We start from the raw sequence: 17,282 nt of genomic DNA on the forward strand, positions 1-17,282 counted from the left end.
ACTTTTGTTATTGTTAAGAAATTTATAATTTTTGCAACAGAACCATATATCAAGCTTATATTACGGTATATTGTTCACGATACTGTTTAGGGGTCATGTTAGTATATTTTTTGAAAACCTTTGTAAAATAACTTTGGTCATTAAAGTTAAGCCAAGCACAAACATCTGATAATGGAGATGTAGTGAGTGTTAATAATTTTTTGGCTTCCTCTATTCGTTCCTTTTGAATATATTCACTTAAAGGAATCCCCATTTCTTTTTTAAATAATTTAGATAAATAAGTAGGAGTAATATCCAAATGATTAGCAAGTTCATTGAGAGATAACTCATCGTAAGCATTTTTACTAATATGATTTAAACATTTAATAATTGTATTTGAATACTTTTGCGCATTGTATTCTTTCACACGATCTGCAAAAGTACGTAAAGCATCTCCTGACAATCGCTTTACAGAGTCCACGTTATCTAGTTGTTCCATGGTTTGTATATACAAAAGATTAAGAGAAAAAGCAATATCTGATGGAAGGTTACCAGCTATCGCATATTGAGTAGCTAGGGTAATCGCAATAACTCCAAGGATTTTTTGGTTTCTGAGTGAATCCTCTGTTAAAACAAATCCACTATCTTCTTGTGGAAATGCATACATATATTGTAATAATTCTTTTTTATTTCCGTGTTTAATTGTTGAAAAATATTTATGTACAAATGCCATGACATGATTTTCAGGATTACTTTGTTTGCGTTTTAAAATATATAAATCAGGTTTTACAATTTTATATGGAACTTCCTCTAGTAATTTGTTTTTTTCTAAAACAATACCCTTATCTAACTTTTCATTGAAAATCATGTAATGTAATAACATTCCCATATCAATTAAAGTAGTTTTTGTAATTTTAGGTAGGTACTGAAAATAGGCTATTCCTTCTTGAATCTTATCATTTGAGTTAAACTCTTTCTGAAGTTTAATGGCTATATCACTCGATGTCTGTGGATATTTAGTGGGACCGATTATAATAGTTCCTTTTATATAATCATGATTTTCTATATGAATTAGGACGAAGTTTTCAAGGTAACTGTTACTCCTGAAAAGTGGTAAGTTGTAGGGATCATTTTCTTGATAAATCTCAATAAGATGTTCTTCTTTAGAAGAATAAAAAGGACTACAAACATCATTATGAGTAGAATGATATAAAATTTTTTTGTCTGTACATAAAATGTGAACAGGTACATTAAAAGTGTTATGTACGAGATCACACAAGTATTGTACGTCGATGGAATTATTCATTGTTTTCTCCTTTTAATTAGATTAAATGATGAACTTTCACATAATTACTGTATAGATTCATAAATTAATTTTGGTAAGGTGCAATTCAAGACAAAATAATACCATAAAAGAACTAAATATTACAATTCGCGACAAAATTTTACCATATTTTTTTATGGAAATCATATATTGTTTATTTAAGAATTAGTATTTACATATTGAGAGAGGAGGCAGATTAAAGATACTAATTATTAAATTTTTCTTGTCTAGAAATAAAAAAATACTTTAGTTTTAGTAACCAAGGAAAATTAATTTGTATTATATTTCTGAAGTGAAGAGGGGAGAGATGTTACATAATAATTTAATTACCCATCAAACGGTATGGATTTGAAAAAAATCTTAGGATTATTTCTAAACTTCATATTAGTTTTTAGCGGTATATTGGGTTCTGTTGCAAAACTTTGAATTATATGAAAATGATGGAGAAACGAGGGGGATTCTTGGCTTATACAACTATTATACAATACATCAATATGGGCCGGAGTTTGATAAAAGGAATTCGACTTCATTTCAAACAAACAAATAAACTCATGGAGAGTGAACGAAGCATATATATCAAGTCCAAGGACAATGGATGTATGTGTATCGTACCATTGATTCTGAAGGAAACACGATTGGTTTTTATTTGAATAAATCTAGAAATCATAAGGTTGCAAAGCGATTCTTCAAGAAATCCTTGCGGTCTTTTCATGTCTCAAAACCTCGTATCATCATGGTTGATAAGAACCCCGTTCATCCAATTGCGATCAAACAGTTGAAGAGAGAAAAAATTGATTTGCAGGACTAGTCTGTCCAAAATCAGGGTATTTGTATCAACTAACTGTTTGGATTAACTGCTTAACAGGTGATTCCTCTTAGTTTATCATCTTTTACACCAGAACCCTTTTAAGATGCAAAGACATTGAGAACTATGGGAGAGGTAAAGAAGACTTTCATGGATGAAAGTGTTGCTTTATCTAAGCAATAGAACGATTCAAAAAGAGAAGGTAGTATCTATTGTGAATTAGGCAATGAATATTAATAACATAGAGTAATAGAATAATTATTATACCGGTATAGGATGTATCTATATTAAAAATTCACAGGAGTGAACGTATGAATTCAAAAAGGATAATTTCAATTTTTTCGATTATAATGATTTTTATGTTTACTATAGGTCAGAGCTTACTGCCTATAGTAGCAAATGCACAAGAGTTAAATACAACGGGACTTGTGGATAATTTTACGATAGGTAAAACAAACTTACAGACCGGAGAATCAACAAATGTATCTGTAAACTTCAGTGAAAAAAATGGAGTTAGGTTGAATCCTGGAGACACACTTACATTAACACTACCTCCAGAATTAGAAGGATTTAAGGGAACGATTCAGTTAAGGGATTACGGTATTTGTAAAGTAAATCAAGGTACTGTAGTCTGCACATTTAATGATAAGGTCGCTGAATATAAAGATATTCAAGGTTATTTAAATTTTAATGTGACAGCTACTGGTGTAGGAACTGATCAAAAGAAAGAAATTGATACAAATCTTGGTACAAATGTAGATAAGCAACATATAACAATTACAGGCCCAAAAGGTGGCGGTAGTACAGGGGAGAAACCATTTTTTTATAAAGCTGGTGACATGCGCGGTAACGAGGGTGAAGTACGCTGGTTCTTGAATATAAATAACGATAAAAAAGAGTTAAGTCGTGATATTATCGTGACTGATAAATTACAAGAAGGTCAAATCTTTAATGAAAATAGTTTCTATATAACGGTTGATGATTATCTAGGTAAGCAAAGATTAACGCCGCAACAATTAGAAAGTAAAGGTTATGGAAAGGTTACCTTTAATGACGATAACTCATTTAAAATTGTGCTTAATCAGAGTCGAGCACGTCTTGCCGCTTTTATAGTTGAATATACATCTACTATAACGGAAGCAGGAATGTCTCAAGAGGACTTTAAGAATGATTATACGATCGATTATCAAATTTTACACAAAGACTCAGTGTTTGAATCGGGTACTGCCAAAACTCAAAATATGTCAGCTAGTGGTGGTATTAATGGCGTTCAAGTTCCAAAAGGAAAGCTAAGGATTTTTAAACATATCGAAGGAAATAAAGAAAAGGCAATCCAAAATGTTTCGTTTAAGTTGTATAAAGAATCAGGGGAACAAGTTGGTGGCGAATATAAAACAAATGAAAAAGGGTTAGTTCAAACTGAGCAATTACCACCAGGTAAATATTATGTTCAAGAGGTTTCAGCCCCAGACTATATTGACTTTGATCCTAAGAAAAAAGTAGAGTTTGAAATAAAATCAGACGCTGAAAATGGGATCGAGTTGCCAATTTCCAACAACGTGAAAACTACATCTGTTTCAGGAACGAAGATTTGGAATGACAATAATAACAAGTTTGGCAAACGCCCAGAAAGCATCAAGGTTCAATTGCTTCAAAATGGAACAGAATTTAAAACAGAAGAAGTAAAAGCAGATAAAGAAGGAAACTGGACATTTAGCTTTAAAGATTTACCGAAGTACGATGGCCAAGGAAAAGAGTACGAGTACACAGTAAGTGAAGTAAAAGTGAAAGACTATGAAACAAAAGTAGAAGGAACGACGATTACGAATACTTACAAGAATACAGAAACAACAGAAGTAAATGGTAAGAAAGTATGGGAAGACTACGACAATAAGTTTGGTACACGCCCAGGAAGTATCAAGGTTCAACTGCTTCAAAATGGAACAGAGTTTAAAACGCAAGAAGTGAAAGCAGATAAAGAAGGAAACTGGACATTTAGCTTTAAAGATTTACCGAAGTACGATGGCCAAGGAAAAGAGTACGAGTACACAGTAGATGAAGTAAAAGTGAAAGACTATGAAACAAAAGTAGAAGGAACGACGATTACGAATATTTACAAGAATACAGAAACAACAGAAGTAAATGGTAAGAAAGTATGGGAAGACTACGACAATAAGTTTGGTACACGCCCAGGAAGTATCAAGGTTCAACTGCTTCAAAATGGAACAGAGTTTAAAACGCAAGAAGTGAAAGCAGATGAAAAAGGCAACTGGACGTTCAGTTTCAAAGATCTACCGAAGTACGATGAACAAGGAAAAGAGTACGAGTACACAGTAGATGAAGTAAAAGTGAAAGACTATGAAACAAAAGTAGAAGGAACGACGATTACGAATATTTACAAGAATACAGAAACAACAGAAGTAAGTGGTAAGAAAGTATGGGAAGACTACGACAATAAGTTTGGTACACGCCCAGGAAGTATCAAGGTTCAACTGTTTCAAAATGGAACAGAGTTTAAAACGCAAGAAGTGAAAGCAGATGAAAAAGGCAACTGGACGTTCAGTTTCAAAGATCTACCGAAGTACGATGAACAAGGAAAAGAGTACGAGTACACAGTAGATGAAGTAAAAGTGAAAGACTATGAAACAAAAGTAGAAGGAACGACGATTACGAATATTTACAAGAATACAGAAACAACAGAAGTAAGTGGTAAGAAAGTATGGGAAGACTACGACAATAAGTTTGGTACACGCCCAGGAAGTATCAAGGTTCAACTGTTTCAAAATGGAACAGAGTTTAAAACGCAAGAAGTGAAAGCAGATGAAAAAGGCAACTGGACGTTCAGTTTCAAAGATCTACCGAAGTACGATGAACAAGGAAAAGAGTACGAGTACACAGTAGATGAAGTAAAAGTGAAAGACTATGAAACAAAAGTAGAAGGAACGACGATTACGAATATTTACAAGAATACAGAAACAACAGAAGTAAGTGGTAAGAAAGTATGGGAAGACTACGACAATAAATTCAACACACGTCCAGGAAGCATCAAAGTACAATTGCTTCAAGGTGATAAAGTAATACAAGATACAAAGGTGGAAGCAGATAAAGAAGGTAATTGGAACTTCAGCTTCAAAGATCTACCGAAGTATGATGGACAAGGAAACGAAATTAAATACACAGTAAGTGAAGTAAAAGTTGACGGCTACGAGACAAAAGTAGAAGGAACAACAATCACGAACACGTACAAAAACACAGAAACAACAGAAGTAAGTGGTAAGAAAGTATGGGAAGACTACGACAATAAATTCAACACACGTCCAGGAAGCATCAAGGTACAATTGCTTCAAGGTGATAAAGTAATACAAGATACAAAGGTGGAAGCAGATAAAGAAGGAAACTGGACATTCAGCTTTAAAGATTTACCGAAGTATGATGGCCAAGGAAAAGAGTTTGAGTACACAGTAAGTGAAGTAAAAGTGAAAGACTATGAAACAAAAGTAGAAGGAACGACGATTACGAACACGTACAAAAATACAGAAACAACAGAAGTAAATGGTAAGAAAGTATGGGAAGACTACGACAATAAATTCAACACACGTCCAGAAAGCATTAAGGTACAATTGCTTCAAAATGGAACAGAATTTAAAACAGGAGAAGTAAAAGCAGATAAAGAAGGAAACTGGAACTTTAGCTTTAAAGATCTACCGAAGTACGATGAACAAGGAAAAGAGTACGAGTACACAGTAGATGAAGTAAAAGTGAAAGACTATGAAACAAAAGTAGAAGGAACAACGATTACGAACACGTACAAGAATACAGAAACAACAGAAGTAAGTGGTAAGAAAGTATGGAATGATAACGATGCAATAGATCGCCCAGCATCCATCAAAGTAGACTTATTACAGAATGGAAAAGTTATTGAAACGAAAGAAGTAAGCGTGGGAACAAACTGGAAGTACACGTTTGAAAAACTACAAGTGTATGATGCGAACGGATTAGCTTATAAGTATGAAGTGAAAGAACAACCAGTAGCGGGATATAAATCCGAAGTGAATGGTTATGACATCACAAATACAAAAATCAAGGACGAACAACATACAGATCCAAAAGATCCAAGCACAGATCCAAAAGATCCAAGCACAGATCCAAAAGATCCAAGCACAGATCCAAAAGATCCAAGTACAGATCCGAAAGATCCAAGTACAGATCCGAAAGATCCAAGCACAGATCCGAAAGATCCAAGCACAGATCCAAAAAATCCAAGTACAGATCCGAAAGATCCAAGCACAGATCAAAATGCAAATACAGAAAAAAATAGCGATTCAAAAGCCCCGCCTATTACAGAAAATGATAAGCCGACATTACTTCCTAACACAGGAGGAACATCTACAGAAAGTATTTCAATTCTTGTAGGTATGGTATTATTCGGTTTAGGGGGAATTCTATTCGCTCGACAACGAATCAAACAATAAAGAAATTTAGATTATTCACTGTAATTTAAGCTGTAGATTGTTATAGTTAGTTTATTAGAAAACTTCTTAGGCATGGACTCGGTATTTTACCGGGAGCATGCCTTTTATTTTTGTCTTAATTATTTCGTGTTTAAATGGAAGGCGTTTTTTATAAAATCACGATGAAAAATTTGTATTTTAAGAGCAACATGTGAAATGTAATAGGGTAAATACATTCACTATCTTAGTTGATGGTTTTATAATATTGAATTACAGGATTGTTTGCTTTAACAATTCAACGAGGACTTTTAGCTGTTTCTGTTTTTACGACTTGTATATAGAAAAAAAGAAATAGGGAAAATATCAGTTTCTGCAGTGTTCTTTCGTACTTGATTTTTGCTCTTGTATAACGATTCAAATGTAATTATATCAATGAAATAAAACGGTTAATTCAATGGATGAGTTTGGTGAAAATAGTAATGGAATTTGTTAAAAATGTCTTCTATATATTTTATTCTTCAAATAACTCCTGCTTCTCCACTCTAAATGATTTCACCTCATTCTAAAAAAAAATGTAGTTAAAAGTTTGGAACCAGATAATGAATAAGGCACATAAAGAAAAGGTACCTATATATAGGTACCTTTTCTAATAGTTTTTTAGCAGAAACAACTACATCCGATAATGATTAATAGAATAAATAATACAACTAGTAAAGCAAATCCTCCAGCGAAACCGCAGCCTTCGCCGCAACTACCACCATATCCCATAACAATAGTGCCTCCTTTAGATAAAAGGGTAAAACTAGGGTTCATTCCATGGATTTTAACGGGTTCACTTTACCTTATGTTTTAAAGAATGAATTGAGCAGGTCCTTTTGAAAATATAGAAAAGACGCCATTAGGCGCCTTCCTGTTAGGTAGATAAGACTTTAGTTTTCCAATCTAAAGAAATTTTGTATCAGCTCTTTGTGAGTATATCATAATATCCGATTGATTTATTATGCATTGTTACATACTTTTCTAACTCCCTCTATTTTCTATTTGATAAAATAAAATCCCAATATTACCAAAAGTTAAATAAATATTTCTACATATTCAAGATATTTACATAATTTACAAAAGTGATACAGTTGAGTTGTAAGCTATAAAAACTATTAAAGGGGGATTTATTATGTTTAAGAAATTAGTAGTAGGGCTATTGGCAACTGGTATTGCATTAACAGGAGGAATTGGGGCAGCTTCAGCTGATATACAAAAAGATGTGAGCTCTCCGAAGCAAGCAACATGCTCAATTCCTTATGAGTATTCTAATGGTAAATTCAAAAGAACTCTTTATTACTCAAATGGAGTATATGCTAATAGTTTTAATGAAAATGTTTGTGGTGGAACGATTACGTGGTATTTAAAACATGTTCAAAATGGAGTTGCTTTTTACGAAGGTAATTTAAAATAGTAGATTTTTTGAACCTCATTTATTGAGGTTCTTTTATTTTTAGTTTTTAAACTGATCCTCCATAAAAAAAGACACCTAAAGGTGCCTTTCTCCGACTTGAACCACGCTCATTTAATATAAACCTATCCGTATTATCCCTTTGTTATACATGTAAACACATCCTATAAAACAGAATCATCTATATACACCAGATTGTTAGTTTACAAAATACAAGAGATTTGAGATCAGTATTAGAGTGACGCCACACCTTCTGCAATGATTGATATGTTACGCCTTTCAAAAGAATCTGCTTTATAGAATGTATCCACAATTTATATTTTACTACATGTAATATTTATTTTGTGTAATTATTATAACTATGTATAATTGCATAAAGTTTATAAAAAAATGAGAGCATAATTTGGTATTGCTATCTCATTGCACAAAAGGGAATTTGTATCAAAATAATAGCATATTCTTAAAGTTTTTATATTGAGAAATAAAGAAAAGACACCCAAAGGTGCCTTCCTCCGACTTGAACCATCCTAATTTTAATAATATGTATTGAACTCCTATCAAAATCTTTTTTACATGTTAAGTAATATCGATCATCGAGAAAAAAGAAAAGGGGCTTTAAAATGAAAAGAATCATAAGCAGTTCAATTGGATTAATAATTACGGTCATACTATTAAATGGAGTAAATGCTCCAACAGACCAATCAAAGGTTAATACAACAAACGTTATACAATATACGCATGGAGAGCCGTGGGGCTGATGGAATATTGAAGTATAAAGAGTTATTAGATCAAAGTGAAGAAAAAGTAATTATTAGGTATATAGATGAAACGCTCAAATGAGCGTTTTTTTTATTTTATAATCAGATGTTTTATGTTCATATGTACCGCAGTAAAAGCTTATTCCTGACTTAAAAAAAGAGCCTCCACCGGAATGGTATTTGTATTAACTACAACCACATCTATCAAGAAAATTAGGTTTTTTCCACATGAAGGACATCTCGATTCTAGTATTTTATTCTTCAAATATCTCCGGCTTCTCCACTCTAAATGATTTCACCTCACCGCACTCTAAACAAAATGTAGTTAATAGTTTGGAACGTTTTCCCACTGAAAAGAGCCTACTAGAATCATCTTCACAAACATATGCATGATAAGCAAATCCAACTCTTCCTTCTTTAAATGTAGTAGAACCACAATTCTCGCATCGTTTATTTTTCATGCTACGAACACCTCTTTTGCTGTATTTTTAAGATAGAAGTAAAGCAACTTGGTTATACATGATGTTTTCGACATGATACAACATAGCCCTTTATATATTCGTAAGTAAAACAACATAATACCCCTATAACAATATGATTTTTTATATATCATTTAATGTATATCGGAAAAATAAGTATTAAAATATTGATTTTTATTATTCTGATGATTATAATAAATAAAAATCAAACAATTCTTATGTTGAGAAGTGGAGGGACAGGCCCTATGAAACTTCGGCAACCTCGTTTTAGACGAAAGGTGCCAAATCCTGCAGGTGAAAAAACACCTGAAAGATAAGAGCGGTTCACTTAGTCAAGAAGGCTACTCTTATTTCGATAAGAGTAGCTTTTTTTATGGCTAAAAGATAAAGGGGGAATAGGTAGTGGAGTACGGTTTTTGGTTACCGATTTTTGGGGGATGGCTTCGAAATGTAGATGATGAATCTATGCCGCCTACGTTTGAGTATGCAAAACAAACAGCGCAAGCAGCAGAACAATTAGGTTTTTCAACAACACTGATTGCAGAATTAAATTTAAATGATATAAAAGGTGTTTCAGCACCAAGTTTAGAGGCGTGGACAACTGCAGCAGCACTTGCAGCAGTGACAGATAAATTAGAGATTATGACAGCTGTAAGACCTGGATTCCACAATCCAGCAGTTACAGCGAAAATGGCAGCGAATATCGATCAATTAAGTAATGGTCGTTTTACATTAAATGTAGTTTCAGCATGGTGGGAAGAAGAAGCGAAACAGTACGGCGGAGTATTTACCGCGCACGATGAAAGATATGATCGTACAGAGGAATTTGTAACAGTTTTGAAGGGGCTTTGGAAGGAAGACGAGTTTTCTTATAAAGGGAACTTTTATGAGATTCAGCATACAAATTTAAGTCCAAAACCTGTGCAAAAACAAGGCATTAAGCTTTATGCAGGTGGTGAGAGTGAGCGAGGAAAAGAGGTCATTGTAAATCACGCGGATGCATATGTAATGCACGGTGGAACAGTGGAAGAAGTATCTGTGAAAATAGAAGATATGAAGAATCGTAGAAAGAAAGTTACAGAGGAGCCATTACAGTCATTCGGGCTTGCCGCTTACGTTATTTGTCGTGATACAGAAGAAGAGGCATTAGAAGAATGGAGACGCATAACGGATGTGAAAGACGATGCGTTAGGTTATGCGGGTTACCAAGATTTTGTGAGTAAATCGCAGTTGGAACAGCAAGTGAAGCTCAATGATTATTCCGTATCGAATCGCGGGTTACGTCCTAATTTAATCGGAACACCAGAACAAATTGCAGAAAGGATACTTGCTTTTGAAAAAGTGGGTGTGACGTTATTACTTTTACAATTTTCGCCACAGCTTGAAGAGATGAAACGATTTTCTGAAAAAGTGATGCCATTAGTTGAAGTGAAAAGAAAGGAATTGATTACAAATGAGTAAAATTTACATATTACATGAGAATAAGGAATGGACGGATCATTTAGTGAAAAGGCTGGAAGAACTGGAGTTACCGTATGAGGAATGGCTTTTAAATGAAGGAACACTTTCATTAGAACAAGAACCTCCAAAAGGTGTATTTTATAGCCGTATGAGTGCTTCTTCACATACGAGAGGGCATCGATATGCACCTGAATTAACTGAAGGTGTTCTTGCTTGGCTAGAGGGATACGGGCGCACAGTATTTAATGGATCACGTGCATTACGTCTTGAAGTAAGTAAATTGAATCAATACGCAGCATTAAGAAAATTTGGGATACAAGTGCCGAAAACAATTGGTGCTGTGGGCCGTGATCATATAGTAAAAGCAGCAAAAGTGTTAGGGGAAGTACCATTCATTACAAAGCATAACCGTGCAGGTAAAGGCCTTGGTGTTCAACTGTTTCATTCCATTGATGCTTTAGAACAATATTTGGATAGTCCGGCGTTTGAAGAGCCCATTGATGGAATTACTTTAATCCAGCAATATATTGAAGCGCCAGAGCCATATATTACACGTTGTGAGTTTGTAGGCGGTCAGTTTGTATATGCAGTTAAAGTAGATACATCAGAAGGGTTTGAGCTTTGTCCAGCAGATGCATGTTCGATTCAAGATGCTTTTTGCCCAGTGGGAGAAGAGAGTAAGACAGAAGCGCCAACAAAATTTGAAATTATATCAGACTTCCACGAGCCAATTATTGAACAATACAAAGAATTTTTGAAAGAAAATGAAATAACTGTTGCTGGTATTGAATTTATTCGCAGTGCGGATGGAACAATTTATACGTATGATATTAATACGAACACAAACTATAATTCTGACGCAGAGTCTGTAGCGAATCAATTTGGTATGCTTGAACTTGCCACATTCCTTGGAAGAGAATTAGAGAAACAAGTAGAGTCAGTTAAATAAGATATACGTTTCTAGTGAAAACCTTTGTTACAGTAATCGTGGTCGTATGACTAAGTTTAGGCTATCCAGATTCAGGTGTGCATGCGTTTGAAGTGATCTTTGCGGAGCAAAATAGTCCCAAATTCTTTTCGCTAAAAGTTCATGTCTTAAATTGATTTATCCCGCGTTAACGGACAGTAAAACTCCCACCTCAAAATTCAGTTGGAGCAAAGAAGTTAGGTGGGAGATCAACTGTCCGTAAACGTCCGATTGGTTCAACTAATAATCAGTGGGGGAGGAACAAAACCCCCACTGATTAAAGTTTCACTTTATTAAATAGAAATAATTAGTGGTAATATAAAGTGTTTTTTACCTAATAAACCTTTTGAATTCTAAATATTAACTCCAAAGTAATTCATTTCATAAATTTTAATTTTTCGCTAACACTGTTATTATTATTATTATTATTCCAATAAGTGTTGTGTTAATTAGTTATTTTCTGATAATATCTCTGTGTGTTTTACTCTAATAATTATAAAAAGGTGGTGTTTTCTTTATGTCAAACATGTTTCATAAAATTGGTGATGCGATTGAAAGGAGTATGTATTTTAAATCTTGTTTTTATATCTTAACAGGAGCTCTGCTTATTTATATTGGTTACATTGTAGGTAAGTGGGTGGGTTCTGCTGTATTTTAAAGTGAAAAAATTTTATTTAATCAAGAAAAAAGAATTTTTTCAAAAGGTGTATCAATATAAAATAAATATTAATTAAACGTAATATAAATGAATTAAGAATAGTATATATTATTCTTAATTCAGTATTAAATAAAGAAATGCCTAATTTAGCAGTATTAAGTAATGAGGAATTAAAAAACATTGATGTTTATGGTGTCTACAGCAGTTTTTTTACTGGTCACTTTACTGTGTATTACGTTATATTTTAAAACACACGATAAACGTTTTATGTATCATTATTTTTAACTTTTTTTGTTATTGGTACTTTTTCATAATTAAATGTCCAGTGGTTTATCGTAAACTAAATTCAGAAGAGCGTATATAAGAGAGAAAAGGCATTCATAAGAATGCCTTTTCTTTATCAATAGCCCGAGGAGAAGAGAATATACAGATTTTGATGTGGTACTTCTTGAGCAAATAGTTGTAATTCATTAGATACAGAAATAGACATACAAAAACAACATCTTTCCTATGATTCTACAGAAAGAATAGCGTATTTTTCATTTTGGGCATTTCTTTTTATTAGCTTGATAGCGTTGTGACAGTACCCCATGCCCGTCAAGCTAAGATTTTAAGATACCCCTAAACGAAAAATACACATTACTTGTTTCTATCATTGCTAGTATTTGTTGTGGGAGAAATTAGCTCAACAACATGGGCATGTATAGTGACCTCTAATAAGGTATTTTATTTAAAAATGCAGTCTATTTTTTCTCTATCGTAATCTAGAATCCAATTATTATATTTTTCATAAATACCTTGGATAGAATCAATTGAAGCCGCTATTAAATCCGCGCCTCTATCATCGTAAATATGAAAAATAGTACCTTTTTTGATATTTATAAAAAAGACATCATGAAGAATCTTCGGTTTTATTCCCATATCTTGATTACAAATTGCTTTTATCATTGTTGCATATTTAATATCAGATACTTTACATGTAAGAACAAACCTATGTGTTTTATATTTACCTTCCTCATCATCTTCCGGAAAAAGATAAGGGACTGTTATCCCATTTAATTTATACAAAACTTTTTTAGTTTTAATATAAGGAGAAAATACTTTTAGTTTATGTTTGAAAACTGATTTATTTCCAAAATCATCTATATTAGATACAATAATAATTTCATCTTCAGGAGCATGTAAGGCATTAAATAAACTAACTGCTCTTTCGTATACCTTTAGTAAATATGGACTTTTTGCATAGGCATGTTTTACTTCATAATTTATACCTAACTCGAATCTAATTCCAATCTTCCAATTATAAAACAACGACGGTTTTAACTCCAATTTAGGGAAATGTTCATTCATATAATCTTTTAGTAGCATATTTGCACCTCATTTCATTCTATATTTCTATAATAAAACATAGTAATAGGGAGAAAGCAGGTAACCTCCAGATTACCTACTTTTTCTAAAATAATTAATCTCTAAGAATTTTTCCATTTTTATCTAAAGTCGCTATTCTTTTCCCTGCTTTATTTAATAATTTGTAAAAGCTTCCACCGTGAGGATTATTACCTCGGTCTCTAACAATCATCCAACCTGATTTAGGATCTTTTAATCTTCCAGCAGTTTTAATTGTAAATTTCGATAGATTTACAGATTGTTGGCCTAATCTTATAGCAGCAGGTACTATTCGTAATATTGCCAAAACAATCGCTGGAATTACCGGTGCTAGGTACATTACATGATCTTGAACAACTTCAACTTCATTCGGATCAATATTTGCCATAACTTCTTCATAAGTTAGTTCTACTTCATTAGTGTAATTATATTCATCAGCATATCCTTTCGTAGGGGCTAATGACGTAATACCTAATGATAAAACTGAAGCCATAAGTATAGATTTGATAAATTTTTTCATTTGTATTCCCTCCAATTACTTTTTTTACTATATATCCAAATATTAATTTTAATAGAATTTAATTGCAAGTCTAGTTATCTATGTATTTTTTTGTTATGATCAACATGTAAATAATTGTAAATTTAACCAAGTTTATGATTATGAATGTTCAGAAAACTTTAAGTTTTAAACCTTACCTTTAGTAGGGGGGAATTATCTTTTTCTTATACTTGGCTTCACCATACATGCCAACCAACCTAAGGTTTTGTATTCCTCCCAAAATGAAATTGTTCTTACTCTACAGTTAATTATTCGGAAAAGTTAGCTCTTTTTTTACAAATTAGCACACATTTTCGTTCCTCGAATACATTTTATTCTTTGAATGTATCTGGTTTTTCAACTCTGAATGATTTTACCTCACCGCATTCTAAACAGGATGTGGTTAATAGCTTAGAACGTTTCCCTTCTGAAAAGAACCTACTAGAATCATTTTCACAAACATATGCATGATAAGCAGACCCAACCCTTTCTTCTTTAAATGTAGTAGAACCACAATTCTCGTATCGTTTATTTTTCATGCTACTAAAACCTCATTTGATTGATATTTATTTTGCTGTGTTTTTAAGATAGAAGTAAAGCAAATTGGTTATAAATGATGTTTTCGAGATGATAAGACCCCTTTATATATTCGTAAGTAAAACAACATAATATTAATACGGAAAAATATACTAATATGAGTTTTTGCATATTTCAAAAATTAGTGTATCCCTCAAAAAGTTTTAATTGTATAATATGTTTTGTCATATTATTTTAGATTTTTCGACAAAAAATAACATAAATAGAGAACGAATTGGGAGAAGGAATTATGTACACAAAACTATTAAAATCAATTACATCATTATCACTTATTGGTGGTGCTTTACTGTATACAAATGGCAGTGATGTGAGAGCTGCTGAGGCGGTTGTTTTTTCTGATGTGCCTACATCGCATTGGTCATATTCGGCGATTAAAGATTTAGCGAGTAAAAATATTATTTCCGGTTATGGAAATGGGATATTTGGTTTTGGAGATGTTGCAACGAGGGAGCAAGTTGCAGCTTTAGTGTACCGGGTTATGCTTCCGAATAAACAAGGTGGAACGTTTAGTAGCAATAATGCTCTTTATGTATTAAAGGACGGATCTAAGTTTAATAATCCTTATGGCGATATTAATCAAAACTCTACGATGTTTCCTGAGGAAATTTTAATGTTAACGAATGCAGGGGTATTTAAAGGGGATGAGAAAGGGAATTTTAGACCGAAAGATCCTGTGAATCGTGCAGAAATGGCACAAATTCTAACAAACGCTTTCCATCTTTCTGCGAAACAAAAGCATACATTTAATGATGTTCCAAGCGGTTATTGGGGTGAAAATGCAATTAGTGCGGTGCAATCAAACGGGATTGCTTCTGGTACAGGCGAAGGGAAATTTGAACCAACTAGTACGGTAAAACGTGAACAATATGCGCAGTTTTTATATAATACTTTGAAATATAAACAACCTGAAGTTGCGGTGCAAGATACAGGAGATGCAGCATTATTAGCGGCATTCAAAGATGAAGTGCAAAAGCGTATTAATGCGTATGAAACGAATATTACACTTCCATATAAAACGAAAAATAGTAATACAAAAGAAGTGATGAATACACTTTTTAACGCTTATAAAGAAGTGGCAAGTAAAAATGAGTATACAAATAATAATAGATCGAACGTTTCATATGGACTTTCTGGATCACCTGGTAATTATACGTTTACGTTAAAGATTACATACCGTGAAACGAAGGAACAAACGGAATATGTAATGAAGCAAGCAAAGGCGATTGTTTCTTCAATTACGCAAGTTGGAATGGATGACCACGAAAAAGTGAAGGCGATTCATGATTATGTCGTAAAGCATATTTCTTATGATACGTCTTATAAAGCTTATACAGCATATGAAGCACTCGTAAATCGTTCTGCGGTTTGCCAAGGTTACGCACTATTAACCTATCAATTATTAAAAGAAGCTGGAATTGAGAATCATTTTGTAGTAGGAACTGGAGACGGTCAGCCTCACGCTTGGAACTTAGTGAAAATCGAAAACAAATGGTATCACCTTGATACAACATTCGATGATCCAGTTCCAGATGAACAAGGCCGCGTAACGTATTCTTATTTCAACTTATCAGATGAGCAAATCGCAAGAAATCATGAGTGGAACCGCGGGGACTATCCGCAAGCTACAACAAATTATTATAGTACATTAACAAATAAAATTGCGGCAGGAGGTACGAAGATCCCTGCATATCAGCAAATTTTAAAAGATACAAAGTTAAATTATTTAGGAAATGAATACATCGCAAATAACTATAATGAATTCAAAAATAAAATGCAGCAACGTTATAACGAAAAGTCACCAAAGATTGAAATTCTCTATAAACAATCAATGGATGGTGCATTGCAAGATGTGAAAAAAGTAATTGGAGAAATCGGTTATCCGCAAGGAGCAAGCCGTGTTTCTTATAAAGCTGAACCGTATAATGCGAAAGAAGGATATTCTTTAGTGACGATTACGTTTATGTAAAAAAGCAACCTAGATTCCATGTTGGATCTAGGTTGTTTTTTTAACTTAATTTGACATATATAGTCTAACTGTATAAAATCAAACTATACAGTTTAACTATATAGTTTAGCTATATATTTATCGTTACATTGGAGGTCTTTATGAATAGAGATAAAAATTTACCATTAACGGAAACAACGTATTACGTTCTTTTAGCGTTATTAGAGCCAGCTCATGGATATTTAATTATGCAAAAGGTGGAGGAACTGAGTAATCATCAAGTGAAAATCGCAGCGGGTACATTGTATGGTGCGGTTGAAAATTTATTAAAACAAGGGTTAATAGAATCGGTAAAAAGTGAAGATAAACGAAGAAAAGTGTATGTCATTACGGAACGCGGGAAAGAAGTATTGCACTTAGACTTTATGAGAATGCAGCACATTATTGAGGTTACAAAGAGTTTATTACACGTATAGTTAGGGGG

The 17,282-nt window shown here is 33.1% G+C and carries 14 protein-coding genes, 1 pseudogene and 1 riboswitch; of the genes and pseudogenes, 9 read left to right on the top strand and 6 right to left on the bottom strand.

Annotated features, from left to right (window positions below):
• Positions 1-55 precede the first annotated feature (55 nt).
• Positions 56-1,285 carry a helix-turn-helix domain-containing protein gene (locus MHB74_RS05060; RefSeq protein WP_061680362.1) on the bottom strand — a complete coding sequence of 410 codons (1,230 nt, stop codon included), beginning with the start codon at positions 1,283-1,285 and terminating at the stop codon, positions 56-58.
• A 452-nt stretch (positions 1,286-1,737) separates the two neighbouring features.
• Here MHB74_RS05060 and MHB74_RS05065 point away from each other — a divergent pair.
• Together MHB74_RS05065 and MHB74_RS05070 are read left to right on the top strand one after the other, a co-directional pair.
• Positions 1,738-2,093: pseudogene (locus tag MHB74_RS05065) on the top strand (DDE-type integrase/transposase/recombinase); the annotation flags it as partial.
• Positions 2,094-2,419: 326 nt separating this feature from the next.
• A complete protein-coding gene (locus MHB74_RS05070) occupies positions 2,420-6,580 on the top strand; it encodes a Cna B-type domain-containing protein (protein WP_340843955.1) in 4,161 nt (1,386 codons plus the stop codon).
• Positions 6,581-7,216: 636 nt separating this feature from the next.
• Here MHB74_RS05070 and MHB74_RS05075 read toward each other — a convergent pair.
• Positions 7,217-7,327 carry a YjcZ family sporulation protein gene (locus tag MHB74_RS05075; RefSeq protein ID WP_000540371.1) on the bottom strand — a complete coding sequence of 37 codons (111 nt, stop codon included), beginning with the start codon at positions 7,325-7,327 and terminating at the stop codon, positions 7,217-7,219.
• 403 nt (positions 7,328-7,730) lie between these two features.
• On the opposite strand from MHB74_RS05075, the gene MHB74_RS05080 reads away from it, so the two are divergent.
• Positions 7,731-8,012: an LCI fold-containing protein gene (locus MHB74_RS05080; RefSeq protein ID WP_061680502.1), complete on the top strand. Its 282-nt coding sequence runs from the start codon at positions 7,731-7,733 to the stop codon at positions 8,010-8,012.
• 617 nt (positions 8,013-8,629) lie between these two features.
• Positions 8,630-8,767 (top strand): Phr family secreted Rap phosphatase inhibitor, encoded by a 138-nt coding sequence (locus tag MHB74_RS05085; protein WP_000821340.1) that lies wholly within the window; start codon positions 8,630-8,632, stop codon positions 8,765-8,767.
• A 254-nt stretch (positions 8,768-9,021) separates the two neighbouring features.
• On the opposite strand, the gene MHB74_RS05090 is transcribed toward MHB74_RS05085, so the two are convergent.
• Positions 9,022-9,228 carry a hypothetical protein gene (locus tag MHB74_RS05090; RefSeq protein ID WP_000792082.1) on the bottom strand — a complete coding sequence of 69 codons (207 nt, stop codon included), beginning with the start codon at positions 9,226-9,228 and terminating at the stop codon, positions 9,022-9,024.
• Positions 9,229-9,459: 231 nt separating this feature from the next.
• Positions 9,460-9,566, top strand: a riboswitch (SAM riboswitch).
• Positions 9,567-9,648: 82 nt separating this feature from the next.
• Between MHB74_RS05090 and MHB74_RS05095 the strand changes: the two genes are divergently transcribed.
• From MHB74_RS05095 to MHB74_RS05105, 3 genes are all read left to right on the top strand, one after another.
• Positions 9,649-10,707 (top strand): LLM class flavin-dependent oxidoreductase, encoded by a 1,059-nt coding sequence (locus MHB74_RS05095; protein WP_061680503.1) that lies wholly within the window; start codon positions 9,649-9,651, stop codon positions 10,705-10,707.
• Positions 10,700-11,656 (top strand): ATP-grasp domain-containing protein, encoded by a 957-nt coding sequence (locus MHB74_RS05100; protein ID WP_061680504.1) that lies wholly within the window; start codon positions 10,700-10,702, stop codon positions 11,654-11,656. The genes MHB74_RS05095 and MHB74_RS05100 overlap by 8 nt, the downstream gene beginning before the upstream one ends.
• 535 nt (positions 11,657-12,191) lie before the next feature.
• On the top strand, positions 12,192-12,332 hold the full coding sequence (locus MHB74_RS05105; protein ID WP_170957612.1) for a hypothetical protein: 141 nt from the start codon (positions 12,192-12,194) through the stop codon (positions 12,330-12,332).
• 726 nt (positions 12,333-13,058) lie between these two features.
• Here MHB74_RS05105 and MHB74_RS05110 read toward each other — a convergent pair.
• From MHB74_RS05110 to MHB74_RS05120, 3 genes are all read right to left on the bottom strand, one after another.
• A complete protein-coding gene (locus tag MHB74_RS05110) occupies positions 13,059-13,700 on the bottom strand; it encodes a DUF3885 domain-containing protein (protein WP_061678668.1) in 642 nt (213 codons plus the stop codon).
• A 94-nt stretch (positions 13,701-13,794) separates the two neighbouring features.
• Positions 13,795-14,238, bottom strand: a complete 444-nt coding sequence (locus MHB74_RS05115) for a hypothetical protein (RefSeq protein WP_061139925.1) — start codon at positions 14,236-14,238, stop codon at positions 13,795-13,797.
• A 350-nt stretch (positions 14,239-14,588) separates the two neighbouring features.
• On the bottom strand, positions 14,589-14,795 hold the full coding sequence (locus MHB74_RS05120) for a hypothetical protein (RefSeq protein WP_061678669.1): 207 nt from the start codon (positions 14,793-14,795) through the stop codon (positions 14,589-14,591).
• 287 nt (positions 14,796-15,082) lie between these two features.
• Here MHB74_RS05120 and MHB74_RS05125 point away from each other — a divergent pair, with 287 nt between their 5' ends.
• Together MHB74_RS05125 and MHB74_RS05130 are read left to right on the top strand one after the other, a co-directional pair.
• Positions 15,083-16,819 carry an S-layer homology domain-containing protein gene (locus tag MHB74_RS05125; protein ID WP_061678670.1) on the top strand — a complete coding sequence of 579 codons (1,737 nt, stop codon included), beginning with the start codon at positions 15,083-15,085 and terminating at the stop codon, positions 16,817-16,819.
• A gap of 140 nt (positions 16,820-16,959) precedes the next feature.
• Positions 16,960-17,274, top strand: a complete 315-nt coding sequence (locus MHB74_RS05130; RefSeq protein WP_001078066.1) for a PadR family transcriptional regulator — start codon at positions 16,960-16,962, stop codon at positions 17,272-17,274.
• Positions 17,275-17,282: the final 8 nt, after the last annotated feature.

Source organism: Bacillus sp. FSL K6-0069, assembly GCF_038007785.1.
In the GTDB taxonomy this organism is placed as follows: domain Bacteria; phylum Bacillota; class Bacilli; order Bacillales; family Bacillaceae_G; genus Bacillus_A; species Bacillus_A mobilis.

Coding starts and splice junctions, on each gene's coding strand:
- MHB74_RS05060 (WP_061680362.1), bottom strand. CDS start 1,285: ATGAATAATTCCATCGACGTACAATACTTGTGTGATCTCGTACATAAC.
- MHB74_RS05070 (WP_340843955.1), top strand. CDS start 2,420: ATGAATTCAAAAAGGATAATTTCAATTTTTTCGATTATAATGATTTTT.
- MHB74_RS05075 (WP_000540371.1), bottom strand. CDS start 7,327: ATGGGATATGGTGGTAGTTGCGGCGAAGGCTGCGGTTTCGCTGGAGGA.
- MHB74_RS05080 (WP_061680502.1), top strand. CDS start 7,731: ATGTTTAAGAAATTAGTAGTAGGGCTATTGGCAACTGGTATTGCATTA.
- MHB74_RS05085 (WP_000821340.1), top strand. CDS start 8,630: ATGAAAAGAATCATAAGCAGTTCAATTGGATTAATAATTACGGTCATA.
- MHB74_RS05090 (WP_000792082.1), bottom strand. CDS start 9,228: ATGAAAAATAAACGATGCGAGAATTGTGGTTCTACTACATTTAAAGAA.
- MHB74_RS05100 (WP_061680504.1), top strand. CDS start 10,700: ATGAGTAAAATTTACATATTACATGAGAATAAGGAATGGACGGATCAT.
- MHB74_RS05105 (WP_170957612.1), top strand. CDS start 12,192: ATGTCAAACATGTTTCATAAAATTGGTGATGCGATTGAAAGGAGTATG.
- MHB74_RS05110 (WP_061678668.1), bottom strand. CDS start 13,700: ATGCTACTAAAAGATTATATGAATGAACATTTCCCTAAATTGGAGTTA.
- MHB74_RS05115 (WP_061139925.1), bottom strand. CDS start 14,238: ATGAAAAAATTTATCAAATCTATACTTATGGCTTCAGTTTTATCATTA.
- MHB74_RS05120 (WP_061678669.1), bottom strand. CDS start 14,795: ATGAAAAATAAACGATACGAGAATTGTGGTTCTACTACATTTAAAGAA.
- MHB74_RS05125 (WP_061678670.1), top strand. CDS start 15,083: ATGTACACAAAACTATTAAAATCAATTACATCATTATCACTTATTGGT.
- MHB74_RS05130 (WP_001078066.1), top strand. CDS start 16,960: ATGAATAGAGATAAAAATTTACCATTAACGGAAACAACGTATTACGTT.